At 35.1% G+C, this 17,720-nt stretch carries 15 protein-coding genes and 1 tRNA gene; 6 read left to right on the top strand and 10 right to left on the bottom strand.

Features of this window, described 5'->3' with window-relative positions; translation table 11 throughout:
- Positions 1-219: 219 nt before the first annotated feature.
- The 4 genes from ACFINW_RS04935 to ACFINW_RS04920 form a co-directional block, all read right to left on the bottom strand.
- Entirely contained in the window at positions 220-390 is a 171-nt protein-coding gene (locus ACFINW_RS04935; protein WP_375621377.1) for a hypothetical protein, read from the bottom strand.
- A gap of 52 nt (positions 391-442) precedes the next feature.
- On the bottom strand, positions 443-754 hold the full coding sequence (locus ACFINW_RS04930; protein ID WP_375611977.1) for a hypothetical protein: 312 nt from the start codon (positions 752-754) through the stop codon (positions 443-445).
- Between the two features lie 305 nt (positions 755-1,059).
- Entirely contained in the window at positions 1,060-1,314 is a 255-nt protein-coding gene (locus ACFINW_RS04925) for a hypothetical protein (RefSeq protein ID WP_375629965.1), read from the bottom strand.
- A gap of 15 nt (positions 1,315-1,329) precedes the next feature.
- A complete protein-coding gene (locus tag ACFINW_RS04920; protein ID WP_375611975.1) occupies positions 1,330-1,455 on the bottom strand; it encodes a hypothetical protein in 126 nt (41 codons plus the stop codon).
- Positions 1,456-2,065: 610 nt separating this feature from the next.
- Between ACFINW_RS04920 and ACFINW_RS04915 the strand changes: the two genes are divergently transcribed.
- A complete protein-coding gene (locus ACFINW_RS04915; protein ID WP_007347852.1) occupies positions 2,066-2,380 on the top strand; it encodes a helix-turn-helix domain-containing protein in 315 nt (104 codons plus the stop codon).
- On the opposite strand, the gene ACFINW_RS04910 is transcribed toward ACFINW_RS04915, so the two are convergent.
- Together ACFINW_RS04910 and ACFINW_RS04905 are read right to left on the bottom strand one after the other, a co-directional pair.
- Entirely contained in the window at positions 2,304-2,486 is a 183-nt protein-coding gene (locus ACFINW_RS04910) for a hypothetical protein (RefSeq protein ID WP_375611974.1), read from the bottom strand. The genes ACFINW_RS04915 and ACFINW_RS04910 overlap by 77 nt on opposite strands.
- Before the next feature lie 1,697 nt (positions 2,487-4,183).
- Positions 4,184-4,260: transfer RNA gene (locus ACFINW_RS04905), tRNA-Ile, on the bottom strand.
- Positions 4,261-4,430: 170 nt separating this feature from the next.
- On the opposite strand from ACFINW_RS04905, the gene ACFINW_RS04900 reads away from it, so the two are divergent.
- Positions 4,431-5,174 (top strand): SIMPL domain-containing protein, encoded by a 744-nt coding sequence (locus ACFINW_RS04900; protein WP_375621378.1) that lies wholly within the window; start codon positions 4,431-4,433, stop codon positions 5,172-5,174.
- Between the two features lie 29 nt (positions 5,175-5,203).
- Here ACFINW_RS04900 and ACFINW_RS04895 read toward each other — a convergent pair whose 3' ends face one another.
- From ACFINW_RS04895 to dnaG, 3 genes are all read right to left on the bottom strand, one after another.
- Entirely contained in the window at positions 5,204-5,665 is a 462-nt protein-coding gene (locus ACFINW_RS04895; protein ID WP_375621379.1) for a YcgN family cysteine cluster protein, read from the bottom strand.
- Positions 5,666-6,276: 611 nt separating this feature from the next.
- On the bottom strand, positions 6,277-8,292 hold the full coding sequence (rpoD, locus tag ACFINW_RS04890; protein ID WP_375611971.1) for an RNA polymerase sigma factor RpoD: 2,016 nt from the start codon (positions 8,290-8,292) through the stop codon (positions 6,277-6,279).
- Between the two features lie 390 nt (positions 8,293-8,682).
- The gene (gene dnaG, locus ACFINW_RS04885) at positions 8,683-10,620 is read right to left on the bottom strand and encodes a DNA primase (RefSeq protein ID WP_375673853.1); all 1,938 of its coding nucleotides are present in this window, start codon (positions 10,618-10,620) and stop codon (positions 8,683-8,685) included.
- A 134-nt stretch (positions 10,621-10,754) separates the two neighbouring features.
- Between dnaG and ACFINW_RS04880 the strand changes: the two genes are divergently transcribed.
- The 4 genes from ACFINW_RS04880 to ubiC all read left to right on the top strand — a co-directional run bounded on the left by ACFINW_RS04880 (position 10,755) and on the right by ubiC (position 16,506).
- Positions 10,755-11,972: a mechanosensitive ion channel family protein gene (locus ACFINW_RS04880; protein ID WP_375673851.1), complete on the top strand. Its 1,218-nt coding sequence runs from the start codon at positions 10,755-10,757 to the stop codon at positions 11,970-11,972.
- A 69-nt stretch (positions 11,973-12,041) separates the two neighbouring features.
- Positions 12,042-13,733: a Na/Pi cotransporter family protein gene (locus ACFINW_RS04875; protein ID WP_375611968.1), complete on the top strand. Its 1,692-nt coding sequence runs from the start codon at positions 12,042-12,044 to the stop codon at positions 13,731-13,733.
- 857 nt (positions 13,734-14,590) lie between these two features.
- A complete protein-coding gene (locus ACFINW_RS04870; protein WP_375611967.1) occupies positions 14,591-14,842 on the top strand; it encodes a GlsB/YeaQ/YmgE family stress response membrane protein in 252 nt (83 codons plus the stop codon).
- A gap of 1,157 nt (positions 14,843-15,999) precedes the next feature.
- Complete coding sequence (ubiC, locus tag ACFINW_RS04865) at positions 16,000-16,506, top strand: chorismate lyase (RefSeq protein ID WP_375640832.1); 507 nt, start codon at positions 16,000-16,002, stop codon at positions 16,504-16,506.
- Positions 16,507-17,184: 678 nt separating this feature from the next.
- On the opposite strand, the gene ACFINW_RS04860 is transcribed toward ubiC, so the two are convergent.
- Positions 17,185-17,682 carry a GatB/YqeY domain-containing protein gene (locus tag ACFINW_RS04860; RefSeq protein ID WP_375611965.1) on the bottom strand — a complete coding sequence of 166 codons (498 nt, stop codon included), beginning with the start codon at positions 17,680-17,682 and terminating at the stop codon, positions 17,185-17,187.
- Positions 17,683-17,720: the final 38 nt, after the last annotated feature.

Raw genomic sequence — 17,720 nt, 5'->3', positions numbered from 1 at the left:
CATATTCCTCTTCTGTATCTGATAATCATAACTGACTTACCCATTTCATCTTCATAAAAAGCAAATATCTCTTTCTTTCTATTATCATGCAATTTTTTATACCTATTAGCTGAAACTATCGTAGCATTTATACCTTACATCTAAAAAGAACGTGCAAAACTGTTTCCAGCAATAATATAAAATTGCTGGATTGTATAGACGCGCTTTTTAATAACTAGCCTACCTATAAACTGGTTTATCATCATAAACTCTTATTTTATGATCAACGACGCTCTGTCTTATAAACTTAAATGTTGTCATAAAATCAGAGTAAACTTGAATATTCTCTTCCAATACAATCTCTCCATCAGCACCATAATTGGCTTCATTAAAGTTTATCTCTCTCGTCATTCCAATCTTCCTAACACATTTCCAAACCCTTTAATGCAAAATATGAATACAATCACTCTTTATCATCTTCAGATTTAAGCATTTTTTTATATTTCTTTTCATTTTTTTCATATTGCTTAATTTGTTTTTTCAGTTTTTCAATTGCTTGGTCGCGTCTTTTAATCACCATACTTTGCTCTCTAATAGCCCTATCTCGTTCTTCAGTCATCTTCATAGTATCTCTTAAAAACTCATGCTTTATTCTTCTAGATTCCTCTTTTAAAATTTTCACTTGACTGCGATAATATAAAGAAAATCGAAATATAACCCCGCTGCACAACAAAACAACAATCATTGCTCCCAATAAAATTTCGTTTACACTCATTTGGATCTCCCTTAATTGTCGCTCAAGTGATCATCTTGACCAATTTGTTTCATCCTCAATCAAAAAAAGAATGCAATAAATCGCATGTTCCAAGTGTGAACAATCACTCTCGGCGTTCTTATTTTCTCCATTAAAGCATTGATAAATGACGCAAACAAATCTCTGAAAGCGGCTAAATCTACACTCACACCAATTATTTGCGACATATTTATTGACACAAAATACAAAAAATAAGGAACGTCAAATAAAACTAACGACGCAATCCAATCATACAAGCCTTGCCCAAATCGTTCCTATCTTCCTTTTTACGCCATGTGGAATGCGGCTATATATAAAAGTTTTTCATTATTACAAAAATCTTCAGTGTCACAAAGCACAGCATTTCTGTAAAATTTTGCCTTCCCACAAATCTTTACATCACCACAAACTAAAGCATCATTATAAACTCGAGCCTTTCTAAAATCACGAGTATCACCACAAAATTCAATACATTGAGCATTCAAAACTTGATCAAAAAAGACCGCATTAGCATAAACATATGCATCTCCACTCATATTCAAATAACGATAAAGTTCTTATTTTTCATAAACATGCGAACTCTTACGAACCACTAAACAACCATATGTTAATGCATTGTTATCAATAACAACATCATTATAAACACAGACTTCATTATAAACCGCAGCATCATAAAAACACATTCATCCCCATAAGGGCATTGATCGAATGTACAATTCTACCAAACAACCACCTTTGTGGATCAGATTACCTTCCTGTTTAATAAAATATCCAAGATCACTTTTTTGATATTTCCCATTTTTTTTACGCATATATACGATATACCATCTGATAGTGATCTAATTTATTACAATAAAGAAGAAATCAGTATTCTTTGTCTATGCAATTTACATTTTTTCTACAGCCATTATCCTATCTCTTAAGGCTCTAAAGCTTCGTTATATTCACACACTACCTCAACGCAGAATTTTTTTTACAAATTCTGATGTTGGGGTATATCTTGATTTATAATGCTGCTACGTATACTATCATAGTGAAATCTCATAAACATACGAGTGTGTATCGCCCTTTCTGGTATACACATTTACTTTTTCACAACCGTGGAACTAAGCAACCATTTTTATTGATTCGAATCTGAAAGTGTATGGGGACATTTTGTTATTAGTTAAAAACAACTCTATATGCTTCCTTAGCGAAGAGCTACACATGGATATTTTCACGCTCCTTGTATCATATATTCTGGATTCGCAACGCAATATTAACGCTATAGCGTAAATATGTAAAGGTCTAAAAATGACAAAGACTGAAAAAGATTGGTTCCAACGCTTAGTTGAATTGATAAAAAGTGACGGACGAACAATGATTGAAATAAGCAGAGCTGCAGGCTGTGGACAAAATTACGTCCAACAAATGATAAATGGAGGCAAGAGACCTTCTGTAGATAAACTCATGGCTATTTTGAATACACTGGGAAATGCTAGTGCCATATATGTAATAACTGGTTTCAACATCTCCGATGAAGACTTAAAACTCATAACTTTGATTTCGTCTGGAGATAAAAAGAAGATTGAAGCCTTAAATGTTCTGTTGAATGAGCAGAATCTGTAGCATTTTCTACTTTATCCAATATCGCTTGCTTTTGAGACGTCGATAAAGACTCCCATTTCACAATAATATCAGATAAAGTTGTTTCAAATTTTTTATCATTCTTCATAGTCATACTCCATGTAGTCACACTATATAACGCTAAAGCGTTCAAAATATATCTCATACCTTAGAAAAAAATATTTGCAATAGGCAGTATGGAAGCAATTGTGTACAAACTTATTTTACAAAATCAGATGAAGTTCTATTAGTCATGTACCATAGTGAAACAGAAAGCATCACACGATCCAGACCTTCTTATGAAAATTGGTATAATCTATCAAAAACGCGAATAATGTTACGCAGATCTTGCGATTCGGACCAATAAAAACTAATGTGAAAATATCCCTGAAGACACTCCTGAACTCTATATAAGAGAACACGAAAAAGCTTTTTTGAAAAAAATACATCACAATTTATTCTACATAGCACCATCTATGTTTTTTTAACAATATTGCAAAGCAAGAATATAACAATGTTATAGGAATAAATTCTTATAAACAGAGCCACACTACCTAAAACTCTGTAACACATTTACAGGTAACCTCTCCTCTAAACGCACCTTGTAAATACTAATATAAGTCTCTATCATAAGCAAAAATGATACTATTAAAAAATAAAACGAATCATCACGCACAATCTTTGTACGTAAATTTTATACAGATTTACAACAAGAGAGAAATCCCCTTATGCAAATGAAGAATTATATTTTCAAAGTATGACTTTGAAGAAGAAGTATACTTTTCCAAAAAAACACCCTCCCTGCCAATAATTTTTCATAAGAGAAAAAACTCATAATAAAGATAAAACTCTCTATACGATCAATACGAGAAAAATGTTAGCAATACAAAAAAGTGCTAGGGTTACCGCAATATTGCCAATTCCTTATCAGAGTAAAATCAAAAAAGACATCTGCTCTTCAATAATAATTCGGATCACATGAAAACTCTATAATTTAAACATTAAGCAAAAAATACACAAAAACAGAAAATGGCATTTTAACAAATTTTCCAATATCATAGAAAACATTTCTTACAGAATAATAAAATGCTTATTACAATAGAATCTGGATGATGCAAAGCGATAGAAACAATCACTCAATTGACTTTTCAAAGAACAATTAATAAAATTCTTTTCAGAAAACACGCCACCGTCACTATGAACAATATTTCTCAAAATATTAAATAGAATTCCTTTCTTGAGAAAAAGAAAATATCAACAAATGTTATCATCGTTGCCCCCATGATACATATGAATGCCCATAGATCACATTCTCTTATACACTAACCTTTCATCACAATGATGCTATTCGAACGTCTAAAAGACATTAACATCACTTAGAAAAAAGCAAATTTACACTAAATGTTTTTTGAGCCATTTGTTCTGAAAAGGTACAATCTTTAAAATTGGTTTTATTGAGGTCTGTTTATTTGCAGAACAAGTATAAATAAACTTATCCAATGAAGCTTTTAGCCTTCTATTTTATGAAGAACACCATATAGAAAAAGTACAAAACAGTATATGAATTAAGAAAGTAAATAGCGACCCATATCAGTTAATCCAAATGCTAAAAGGTTGCAAATGAGAGAACTTCTTTGATGAGACTAAGAAAACATACCATCATATTAAAGCGACTGAGAGACAAAACTGCAACAAACAACGACCAAAAGCTTCTAAAACAAACAGGAAAATAAATAAAAAACGAAAAAGGTAGAATCTCAAAACTTTTATATAAGCGATCCATTTTTCTATTGTACATTTCCCTATTGGTGGGCCCGGAGGGACTCGAACCCCCAACCAAGCGGTTATGAGCCGCTGGCTCTAACCAATTGAGCTACAGGCCCTAAATAGGTTGTTTCTCTCTAAACTAAAATGCCCTATGATACAAGAGCTGACAAAGATTATAACCCATCTTTTTCTCTTTTCTATTGGTTTTTTTTTCAGTGCTCTAATTTCTTTACAAAAACTCTTAAAAATGAGAGAATAATTAACTGACAAATATAAAGGTATAGATATGATAGAAAAGAAAATTCAACCACTGAAGAGTTCTCGGGTTAAAACAGTTATATTAGCATTTACACTCTTAGCCACATCGTTGACTGTACGTGCTTATGCTGAAGAAAATAAAATGAAAAATGCAACGATTACAGTGACAGCAATCGGAGAAAGTCAAGCAACACCGGATATGGCCATTATTAATCTAGCCGTTGTTACCTATGACAAAACTGCCCAAAAGGCATTAGCTTCCAATAATCAATCCATCAATGATATTATAAACGCTTTTAAAAACAATGGCATCCAAGCAAATGATTTGCAAACATCAGGCTTATCCATTTATCAGTCGACCTCTGATAAACACCACGAAAAAAAGAATAATGAAAAACTCTATCATGTTTCAAATTCTTTAACCGTGCGCATTCGTGATCTTACCAATGCTGGTAAAATCTTTGATCAAGCGATGACACTAGGTGTTAATTCAGTTAACGGCATTACTTTTACCAACGCAGATACAAAGCCATTTTATCAAGCAGCACGTAAAAAAGCCATTACTGAAGCCATTGAAAAAGCGCAAACGATAGCGCAAGCAGCCGATTTAAAATTAGGAAAAATTATTGAAATCAATGAAAAGGATGATTACTATCACCCAACACCACGTCTCATGAGTAGAGCAGCAGATGTAAGCTACGCAAATACAAATTTTGCAGGTGGTGAATTAAATTATAACGTGAGCGTCACTGTAGTCTTTGCGATCGATTAAGTCACAAACAAGTTGTATAAAAAATCATATTACTGGCCTTCACGTAGAAGACCAGTAATGTGATAAAGATAATCTTCCTCAGATAATAATTCGTCTTCGTAAATCTCTATTTGTCCGCGTGCAGAAATATGCGCTGTATGTACCGTCTGACAATCCCCTGATACCAATGGATGCCACCAATGAAGATCTTTTCCCTCATAAATTAATCTATAAGCACAACTTTCTGGGAGCCAACGCACTGTTTTAACTGTCGTAATATCTAGCGATATACAATCTGGTACAATTGATTTACGATGAGCATAATCTCGACACCTGCAGGTTTCCCCATCTAAAAGACGACAAGCAATACTGGTTGCATAAAGGTCACCCGTATCATCGTCCTCAACTTTATGGAGACAACAACAGCCACAGCCATCACAAAGGCTCTCCCACTCAGAAATGGAAATCTCTTCTAATTTTTTTACTTTCCAAAAGGGAAGTTCTCCACTCATAAACTCAGACACACCTTTTTTAATTAAGACGATCTATAAAAAATGAAACGTTTAATTTCTATAATTTTATCTATTTCTGTCTCTTAAAAAGATTCAACTTAATGTATACTTTAAACCATGTTCTTAAAAGCTATCTGAATAAAAAGAGAATATTCAAAAATAGCGCATATAAATGAACATAACCTATTGAAACATCTCTTTGTAAACTTAACGAAGAATAAAATGCGTCACCTAAAATGATAGAAAAATTCCGCAAAGAATATACATTTTTCATCAAAAAGTCCGTATGTTGCAATATAAGTTTATTCCTAATAGATCTCATTTCTTAAAAACGAGCCGCGCTATACGCAAGGTAATGTTTTTATCGTTCATTTCTTGAAAGCCCCCCTACTCTCTACTCCATAACCACCCTTTGCCCTATATCTATTCTTTTGAGACAGAGAAGTATAAAGCCCCAAAACTAAGAAAAACATTAAACATCGAAAACTTTCTAGATTGTTCAAATTCTTCCTATGTTTTTCTCAAGAAAGCATCCAAGTACAACATGAAGCACCTCCCCCCTTCATTAGGAAGAAAGAGGGAGTTATTAAAATGCACACGAATTCTTTTATTTAAGAATCGAGAAAACTGCGCAATTTTCGTGAACGGCTAGGATGTTTTAATTTACGAAGTGCCTTTGCTTCAATTTGACGAATACGCTCTCTTGTAACTGAGAACTGCTGTCCCACTTCTTCCAATGTGTGATCGGTATTCATCCCTATTCCAAAACGCATCCGCAAAACACGTTCTTCTCGTGGTGTTAATGAAGCAAGAACGCGTGTTGTCGTATCTCGCAGATTAGCTTGGATAGCTGCATCAATTGGTAATAACGCATTCCTATCCTCAATAAAATCACCCAAATGGGAATCATCTTCATCACCAACAGGCGTTTCGAGAGAAATAGGTTCTTTTGCAATTTTAAGAACTTTTCGTACTTTTTCTAACGGCATAGAAAGCTTGCTAGATAATTCTTCTGGTGTTGGTTCTCGTCCAATTTCATGGAGAATCTGACGCGAGGTACGAACGATTTTATTAATTGTTTCAATCATATGAACAGGAATACGAATTGTACGTGCCTGATCAGCAATTGAACGTGTAATAGCTTGACGAATCCACCATGTTGCATAAGTTGAAAATTTGTAGCCGCGCCGATATTCAAACTTATCCACAGCCTTCATCAAACCGATATTACCCTCTTGAATAAGATCAAGAAACTGCAAACCACGATTAGTGTATTTTTTTGCAATTGAAATGACAAGACGCAAATTAGATTCTACCATCTCTTTTTTTGCAATTGTTGATTCGCGTTCACCTTTCTGCACCTGCATAACAATCCGACGAAATTCACCAATCGAAATAGCCGTTTCTTGCGCAAGATTTTGTATCTCACTTCGCAGTTTTTGGATTTCTTTTGCTTCACGCACCGAAAACTCTTTCCAACCAGGTGTAGGCAAAGCAGCAATATAATTCATCCAATCTGCGTCCAATTCACGCCCTTGGTATTCTTTTAAAAAATCCTCATGGCCAATGCCATAGCTATTGGCAATCCGTTTCAGCTTACCTTCATTATGAATCAATCTCTTATTAATGTCATAAAGCTGTTCAACCAAAGCTTCGATACGATTTTGGTTTAAAGAAAGAGATTTTACTGCTTGAATCAACTCACCCTTTAATTGAATATATTTCTTCTTCTGAGAAGATGTAAGGGCCCCCTCTTTACGCTCTGCCAAACTGCTTTCAACATGCTGATCTTGTAATTTTCGTAATTTTACATAGGTTTGAGCAATAAAATCCAATGTTTCCATAACTTGAGGACAAAGTTCATTTTCCATTGCAGCAAGCGATAAGTTAACATCGTCCTCGTCCTCTTCATCATCGTCTTCAATGTTTCTCTCTCCTGCGCTCTCCCCCATATTACGTATACCAGAAGACATTTTTTCTTCTACGGTCTTATCAACTTCACTTCGCTCAATAACAGGAGCCTGCTTTGCTTCTGGACCAGCATAAGTCGTTTCAAGATCAATAATTTCACGAAGAAGAATACGCTGCTCTTTTAACTCGTCACGCCAGATAATAAGAGCCTGAAAAGTCAAAGGACTCTCACAAAGTCCTGCAATCATTGTCTCACGCCCTGCTTCAATACGCTTAGCAATGGCAATTTCGCCTTCCCGCGAAAGAAGCTCAACAGCTCCCATCTCACGCAAATACATACGCACCGGATCATCCGTACGATCTGTTACTTCGCGTTTATTCGTTGTCGTTGCAATTGCGTGGCTAGAGGCTTCTACTAAATCACCCCCCTCTACCGTAACTTCTTCTTCATAATTTTCAGACTCGACTTCATCCTCATCATCCACAACATTAACCCCCATCTCAGAGAACATCGCCAAGATATCTTCAATTTGTTCGGATGTAACCTCGTCAGAAGGAAGAACAGCATTGAGTTCATCCATTGTTACGTAACCATTTTTTTTGGCAAGTTTAATCATTTTCTTGATGGCATCATCAGAAAAATCAAGAAGAGGACTATCCAAACTCGCTTGGTTTGTTACTTCTGCATTATCTTTCTGTTTAACCTTTGTTGCCATACCATAACTCCACTCGATCACTTCACAGTTTCCATGTAACCATAGTTTCCATGTGACCAGTTTTTTTGTTCTCACTAAAATCTACCAATAGTTACTCATATATACTTCCTGTTAAGAGATTACCATTGGAAAGAATACATTTTGTATACGCCCTGACATCCAGACAAACTTGACATCCAGACAAAAACGCGGGAAAACTCCAGAAGTTTCCCCGACACCTCTCAGCCCTTCTGAGATAATCTCTGCACCCTATCGTAAGAACCAATTTCCCGCTTTTCCTAAAATTTACCCGCTTTTCCTAAAATTTAATTGTCATCTTTATAAAAATGTCACTCCACATAAACTTCCTCATCTAAAATTTAAGTGACTGATTCGCATTAAAAAAGCGAATCATTTTATCGTATCTTGTGTATTCCCGTCTATTTTTTCATCCAACCAACTTCCAAATCCTTCAATTAACGCTTCTGTTGCCTGCATCTGCTCCAGCTCATTTTTTACCTCACGAAGCAGATCAAAAACCTCACTCTTAGGATTTTCTACAAGTTGCTCTTCAATATCCTGTAACCTCTTATGTAGGTGGTGTTCTTGAAGATGCAAGTAGACAGCTTGTTTTAATATAGCACGCGCATCTTCTATAGGGGCTCCACCAAGAATAATACGCATACCAATATTTTGCACAAGATGTTTCATACGCTCTAACAGAGCCTTTTGCCCTCTTTTTTCTAAGAACGCAACCATCGTCTCTTTATCATGAAGCTGTTGGTCCCCAAGAATTTCCAACATAGCTTGATGAAAAATTATCAATTGAGTATTTTTTAATTCTAACTCAGAAAGAATTTCAAAATTTTCATACCACAACTCAGGATTGTAAGCTAAAGTGAGTAAAATCACTGCTTCACGCAAAGGGATAGATTGCGAAGAATTTCGTACTATTTCAGAATTTGCTAACAGAGAAAAGGTTTGATCTTTAAAGGTCCTATTTGGTGAAGATTGACCATATCGCCCTTCCCCCTTTTGTTTTGAAAAAGAGGGACGAAAAAAATCAAAAAGGCGTTTTTTTACATCTTGCAAATAATAACGACGGACATCTTCATCCTTAATCGTAAAAATTTGTTGTTTTAGTTGTTTTTCTAGCGCTGCTCGTGCCTCTGGAATTTCAAAATGCTTTCCATAGGTAGCACGCCACCATAAAAGCTCACTCAAAGGAATAGCTTTTTGCAAAAAAGAAGAAAAAAGCTGAGCTCCACCAGCACAAACAATTTCATCAGGATCTTTCCCTTGTGGCAACAAAACAAAGCGTACACAAACCCCAGCCTTTAAAAGAGGCAACACACGATCAGCAACACGAAAAGCAGCTTTTAAACCAGCATCATCACCATCAAAACACAAAATAGGTTCCTTCCCCATCTGCCATAAAAGCTCAATTTGCGCTTCCGTTAATGCTGTCCCTAAGGGTGCTACAACTCCTTCAAAACCAGCTTTAGTCAATGCAATGACATCCATATACCCCTCAACAACAAGGAGTGAATGAATTTTTTCATCGCCAACAAAGCGACTATTTTTGCGAGCTGCTGCCGCGTTATAAAGTATATTTCCTTTATGAAACAGCACTGTTTCAGGGCTATTGAGATATTTTGCTCGTGTCTCTTTCTCTAATGCACGCCCTCCGAAAGCCACCACACGTCCGCGCAAATCTTCGATAGGAAACATAATGCGATTTCTAAATCGGTCATAAGAATCTGCGCTCTCCTCATACACTGAGAGAAGCCCACATTCTTCCATTTGCTTTATTGAAATGCCCCGTGCACTCAAAGCTTCTTTCAAAGCTGTACGCCTTACCGGTGCAAAACCAATGCGGAAACGCTCTACAAGCTCTGGTGTAACACCACGTGCATCCAGATAACGACGTGCTTGCGTACCTTCTTTATCGCGTAAATTATATTGAAAAAAATCTGTAGCAATTTTCATCACATCATAAAGGTCAGCTTTTTCCAGTTGACGTTTATGACTTTGTGAATCCAAAATAGGGAGTTTTATTCCCGCAAAATCAGCCAAACGCTCTACACTTTCTGAAAAGTGCAATCCATCAAGCTCACACAAAAAGGTAAAAATATCTCCACTTACACCACAACCAAAACAATAATAGCGCCCTTTATGATCATCACAATGAAAACTTGGCGTTTTTTCACCATGAAATGGACAACAACACCAAAAGTCTCCCCGTGAAGGCTTACTTTTTCGAGGATCAAAATCCACCCGTTGCCCAATCACTGTTGAAATTGGGAGTCTCGTACGCAATTCATTAAGGAAATCGGGCGGAAAACGCATTATCTCTCACAGAGTTTGAAAATTCTTTTTTGCATATTTAACGACTTTAGAGCATAATTCCAATACTTCCTCTTAAGCAGTTGTAAAATTTTAAACCCTCAACTGCATATATTTTTAGAAATGGAGAATAAAAAGTGATCGAATTTATTGCTCAATATCCGTGGTTAGAGGCTATTTCTTGGCTTGTTATTCTTACTATAGCTGCCCTTTTAGTGAACTTTCTAGGACGAAAATTACTTATTCACGGAGCAAAAAAACTCTCTTCTTTTCTCCCCCAAAATACAACGATCGATATTAATAATGCTATTCAATACATAGCGGATATCATTTCAGCTTTTATTCTTTCAATTGGTGTTAATTTTATCTCAACATTGCCCGATGCATTTAGCACTGTCATCAGTAATGTTGCCAACGCCTTCATTATCTTCTTTGTCGTCCTGACAATTTCTTCCTGTCTCAATGTCATTAACATCCTTTACGAACAACGACCAACAGCACGACTAAAACCAATAAAAGGTTATATTCAAATTGCTAAAATTGCACTTTTTGCTGTTGCAACAATTTTAATGGTCGCTACATTGATTGACCGCTCCCCTCTTATTCTCTTCTCCGGTCTTGGTGCAATGGCCGCGGTTCTCATGTTAATTTTTCAAGATACGCTTCTTTCTCTCGTTGCCGGTATTCAAATTTCATCCACTGATATGGTTCGTGTTGGGGATTGGATTGAAATCCCCAATCTCGGTGCCGATGGTGATGTTATTGAAATTGCCTTGCATACTGTTAAAGTTCAAAATTTCGACAACACCATCACCTCAGTTCCTATCCGTAAACTTGTGACCGACCCTTTTAAAAATTGGCGTGGAATGCAAGAATCGGGTGGCAGACGCATCAAACGCTCTCTTTTTATTGATCAATCAAGTATCCATTTTCTCACAAAAGAAGAACAAAAATATCTTTCCCGATTTAATTTATTAGAAAATTATTTCACACAAAAAGTAGCAGAAATTGATCAATGGAATGCTCAATTAGATAAAAATCATGATGTCTTAGCCAATACGCGCCGTTTAACCAACATTGGAACTTTTCGTGCTTATGTTTTTGCTTATCTACAACAGCATCTAAACATCAACCCTAATATGACCTATATGGCACGACAATTACCTCCTACAGAAAATGGTTTACCCTTAGAAATCTATTGCTTTACGAACACCACCGTTTGGATCGACTATGAACAAATTCAAGGCGATATCTTTGATCACCTTTATTCCATTCTGCCCTGTTTCGGTCTAAAGGTTTTTCAAAATCCAAGCGGTTATGATTTTAATCAAGTATTAAAAGCAAAAGTGAAATAAAAACAATAAACTTCAATTTATTAATTTGAGGCAACCACATTCACAACAACAAAGAAAGAATAAAGTATCATGAATGGTTCATTGGTACTCCTTCATCTTGCCGGCGCTATTTCTTTACTTCTCTGGGCCACACGCATGGTGCGCACAGGAGTTGAACGCGCCTATGGTGACAGACTTAAATATAAAATGTGCCACGTCGTTTCAAAACCATTGTTTGCCGTAAGTTTTGGACTTTTTACAGCAATGATTTTACAAAGCTCTACAGCAATAACACTCCTCGTTGGCTCTTTCGTTGAATCTGGTTTTGTCTCTGGAGTAGCAGGACTTATGGCTGTACGTGGAGGAGAATTAGGATCAGCAATCGTTGTAAAAATTCTCACCTATGACCTCACTCTTGTTGTACCCTTGTGTCTTTTAATTGGCACTTGTATCTTCATGACAACAGAAAAACGTGAATGGCGTCAAATAGGACGTATTGTCATCGGTATTGGTCTTTTGATTTTATCTTTAGAGATGATAAGTACCGCGACAGAACCTTTACGTGAAAGCGAAATTTTACCTAGCATCATTCGTTATCTTTCAACCGATCCTATTTCCACTTTTTTGTTGGCTGCTGGCTTAACCTACCTCTTACATTCATCCATTGCAGGAATCATTTTGCTGGTCAATTTTGCCAACTACGATCTTATCCATACGCAACTCTGTGTTGTCATGGTTCTTGGCGTCAACTTTGGCTCTTCTCTTATAGCACCACTTTTAACGCGCAACGCCTCTCCTAATACCCGCCTCGTTCCCTTAGGAAATTTACTCATGCGTGGGGCAGGGTCAATCCTTATACTTATCTTATTTCTCTCCTTTCACCCTCCCATCACATGGCTTGGCAATAACGCCCCTACTCAAGTAATCAACGCCCATATCATTTTTAATGTTTTCATTCTCCTTGCTGGAATACCGCTTTCAAAATGGGTTTTAAAATTAACCACTCAGATCGTGAATATAAGTGCAAAAAAAATGCAAGCCGACAAAACACTCAATTTATCCGATCAAACAGCTCTTGATGACAGTGTTCTTGATCGCCCAACTCTCGCCCTCTCGAATGTCATGCGTGAAGTCATTCATATTTGTGATCTTGTAGACATCATGCTAGAAAAAATTATGGGACTTTATGAAAAGCCTGATCCCAATATTATTCGTGAACTCAACCAACTCAACACCATATTGGACAAAAAACATATCGCCATCAAACTTTATCTTGCACGATTAGCGGGACAAAAATTATCTGACGAAGAAGCTCTTCAAACGCAAGAACTTCTAGGTGCCTGTATAAAATTAGACCAAGCAGGCGATATCATTATTCATAATATGTTGATGCTGGTTAAAAAGAAACAACAAAAAGGTTTACAGTTCAGCAGCGAGGGCTGGAGTGACCTCCTTCGTTTCCACGCCATTGTACTAGCCAACGCGCATATAGCATTTAACGTTCTCGTCTCACGTGATACACACACTGCACACCTATTGGTACAAAAAAAAGATCAGCTACGAAACTTAGAAAAAGAAATGAGTTTAAAACATTTTAAACGTCTGCGTGAAGGGGATCTCAAAAATGTAGAATCATCCAGTCTTCATCTCGACACTGTGCGCGACCTTAAACAAATCAACTCTCTTTTGACCTCAATGATCTACCCCATTTTAGAAGAACAGGGACTTCTTCAAAGTTCTCGTCTACGCAACCCTGCTGAAGAACAAGCAGAAAAAACTTAAACTTTTCAAATAACTTGAATAAAACACACATCACATCGATTATTCAATTTTGAATATGGTCAAGATATTGATCTAATCAATAATATCTTATTATTCGACAATTTAAATGAGCTTTCTTCATCGTAAGTTTCTTTCATTTAAAATCTATTCATGATGATTTGCTCAAAGTCATTTGCTTGCACATTACAAACAAAGCAGCATGTAGAATAGAACTCTTGAAGAAAGATGTAAAAATGCCTAACCATCTCAAAGCCAAGACTGTTAAACACATAAAGAGTAGGTCAAGAGTATGATAGTTCCAACCTAAACCCGCCTTGTAAAAAGGGAACCGCTTCACAGTAGCAGCGAAACAGAAATACTCTATAAGAAATACAAAACCCCACAAAAATGCAACATTTATATCAAGATTGGTAGAGGTTCAACCTATACAGCCATGCTATAACGTATCAACGAAACAGTTTTCATTTCAAACATCATTGATATCAATTGGCAAGCTCCAAACTTTTAAATATCCATTTTACTTATTGCTTTAATCACAATTGTTTTTTTAATTTAAGAGAGAGATTTAAAAAGCTTATAAATACACTTTATGAGTTCTTAGAACATTTCTACTAATATTTTCTTCTTTTATTCATATTTATCAATTAATTAATTTATTTATAAATTAAAATATGTTGTATATTTATACTTATTAAGTATTATTATGATATAAATGTGAATATTATTTTTATATAAAGGAAAGTAATAAGTAAAATATCTAAAAGAAATATCCTTTCCACTGGTTAAAAAAGGAATAAACCTTGATTTTTACAAAGTTTACTCTAGTTACAATTTAAATTCAGGCAAAGGAGGGTATCATGGAAAATGCAAACATCGGTTGGATTGCTGCTATTATTATCGGCGGGATTGCAGGTTGGGCAGCACAGTATATTATGAAAAGCCAAACAGGAATATTGTTAAATATTATCTTAGGGATTATTGGCGCTGCACTAGCAAGCTTTCTTTTTAGTCTTTTAGGTGTAAGTTTTGCTGGTTGGCTTGGCTATCTTATTTCAGGTTTTATAGGAGCCTGTATTCTTATATGGATAGGACAAAAAATTCGATCATAGAGTATTTATTTTTTACACCTTTTGGGATTCAATACAAAACTAGGAAACAACGAGCAGAGTTTAAAATATTCCCCTGTAACTTGTTGTTACCAATTTTGATATGATGGTGAGATGCTTAAGCTGTGATTTTAGGCATACACCATCACCGTATTATAAAACCAAATGCAGTAAAGAACTTTATAACGCACCATTTCATACCTATATAAACTTACGCATATCAGAGGAGAGATATGTTGCGTTATTTTAACAAAATACGAACTGATTTTTGTACCACGTGCGCAAATCCAGCATATCTCACTGTAATAACAATTCATAAGGTTACAAAAATCACTAACGATGATTAAAGATTTTACCGTATAATGCTTAACACCTATACACTCTATCAACAATACCCTTTTTACCGAAAAACTCGAAGCGCTTTTTTACATTCTTAAGAAATAAAGAGAGACGGCAAGAATAAAATGATAAATATTTTTTTCTAATCTATGAAAGAAAATAGTATCTAAAATAAATATAAAAATTAAATTATAATGTGTTTTTTTAAATTTATTTTTAATAATAAAATATATAAGTAAAAATTAATAATATTAATGCAAATTTATTATAAAATTAATACAAATTATGTGATGTAATATTTCAAAATTTTAATAATATAATATATTTTAGAGTTTGCAAAAATATATGCATTAATATAAACTTCTTTATTATAAAGAATACGATCTCCTTTACATCTCAATTCAAAAGATTTGAATATCTCTTCACTTTCTAAAGTATAAAATAAAGTTTTGTTCCTCTTAAAATTTCCTCTTTATATCATCTTGCATAGATGAATTTTTAGCTCTTCTTTATATGCGTTACAAACGAATTTTAAAGCACGAAACATTTTTCCCATTGCTCTCATGCGATAAAGAAATTTCCGTAATGCATTGTGAAAGCGCTTTGAACAAAACATAATACTTTATTTTGCTTTTTTAAATGAAAAAATCCTATAATATATACTTCCTGCATATCTTCTTTTAAAGACCTTTGCTTTCGATTTTCCCTTTGATATCTTCCTGTTAAAATCTTGCTGCTTTTATACTCCTTGTATTACAATAGAGCTATCTATTTAACCCAACATAACATATGGAATAAGACTTTAGCTGTGGAGTAAAGCGATGTCTGATCTTGAAGATTCCATCTTACCGCCTCTAACGTGGTTCTCTGATCAAAATCCTCCAATACCAGAAAACGTTCGCGATTGGCTCATGGAATCGGGCTCGATGACGCTTCGATTAAAGAAATATTGTACCTGCCTCCAAGTTCAACCACAACGCGAATGTTTTATTACGCAAGATAAATTAACAGAAGAAGCAGAGCATCTCCCCGAAAATGCGCGTTATTGGCTACGCGAAATCATATTAATGGGAGATAATAAACCTTGGCTCCTTGGACGCACTGTAATTCCACAAGAAACCCTCCTACACAATCAAGCCTTGATGCATTTGGGAACTGTACCTCTAGGACATTATTTATTTAACAATGACAAATTAACCCGCGATTACATTCATATTGGTCAACAAGGTGCGCTATGGGCACGCCGTTCCCGTTTGCGGTTAACGGGTAAGCCATTGTTGCTAACTGAACTATTTTTAACAGATTCACCACTGTATCCCCACAAATAGAGGTTACTCATTTTATTCTGCATAACTTATAGATTTCATATAGCTTATAAGGGATTTAATCAGAGAAAAGAATTTCAAAATTATCTCAAGAACACATTAAAAACAAAGATTTCTTTTCAAAATATCCTTTTATTTCATCAACTCAGCTTAAAAAATCTCTTCCCTAGAAAAAACGTTCTAAAATTCTGATTTTCTTATCATTAAAACCAGCACTTGAATTAAAAAGATACACACCATATTGATAAAACCATCTATATTTAAATTTCTTGCTGAATAATCACTACTCTAAAATACGGTAACTCTTTATCAAACAAATGCTTTGAAACAGCAAAAAAGACAATAATACACTCGCCAAAATTGGAAATCTGTATCAATTAACTTAATCATCCTGTTTAAAAATTTTTAACAGTGCGAATAATAGATTTTTTTTAAAAAGTAAAAACTCTATAACCTTTTTGTTTTTTAATGGTCTAACAGCTTTGAAGAACAGAAAAATATAATACTTAAAAGAATGTTTATTGCTCTATAAGAGCCAAAAAAATTTCGTTGATATCAAAAAAATATTTTTTTGATAATAGTATGTATATAAAAAATAAATGATATTTATCAACATCCTACTGACTTACAAAGGCGACGCACAATAAAAAATATTTTCCAATCCCCTTGAATTAACAAGATCTATTGCAATTTTTGACGAAGACTATTGCACACTTTAGAAAAATTCATTTGCCCCGCATACCGTTCCTTAAGCCATGCCATCACCTTACCGATATCGCGTAATTTTTCTGCCTTTGTTTGTGCCAAAGCTTCACAAAGAACCTGTTCTACTTCCATCTCCTTAAGTTGATAGGGAAGAAACTCACGAATAACTTCTATTTCTGCTTGTCCTCTCTCTGCCAATTCCAAGCAACCAGACTCTTTATAGGCTCGCATCAATTCTTCACGCTGTTGAAGCATTTTAGTGAAAACAGACTGTATCTGCTGATCATCCACTTCTAGCTTCCCTTCATCATAATAAAGAATATCACGATCCCTAACTGCAGCATTCATTAAACGAAGTGTAGCAAGACGCGCACTATCTTGCGCTTTCAAAGCAGCCCTAAGAGCCCCATCAATCTGGTTACGCAACATAAATTTATCCAATTTTTGTTCAAGAAGAAGATGCCTTTTAACCAATCTTTATCCATCTTGCAATGGAGAATAAAAAAATAATT

This window comes from Bartonella sp. AA18HLJMS (assembly GCF_042197245.1).
GTDB lineage: Bacteria > Pseudomonadota > Alphaproteobacteria > Rhizobiales > Rhizobiaceae > Bartonella.
The sequence above is the reverse complement of the archived record's forward strand: the minus strand, read 5'-3'. Positions and strand labels throughout refer to the sequence as shown.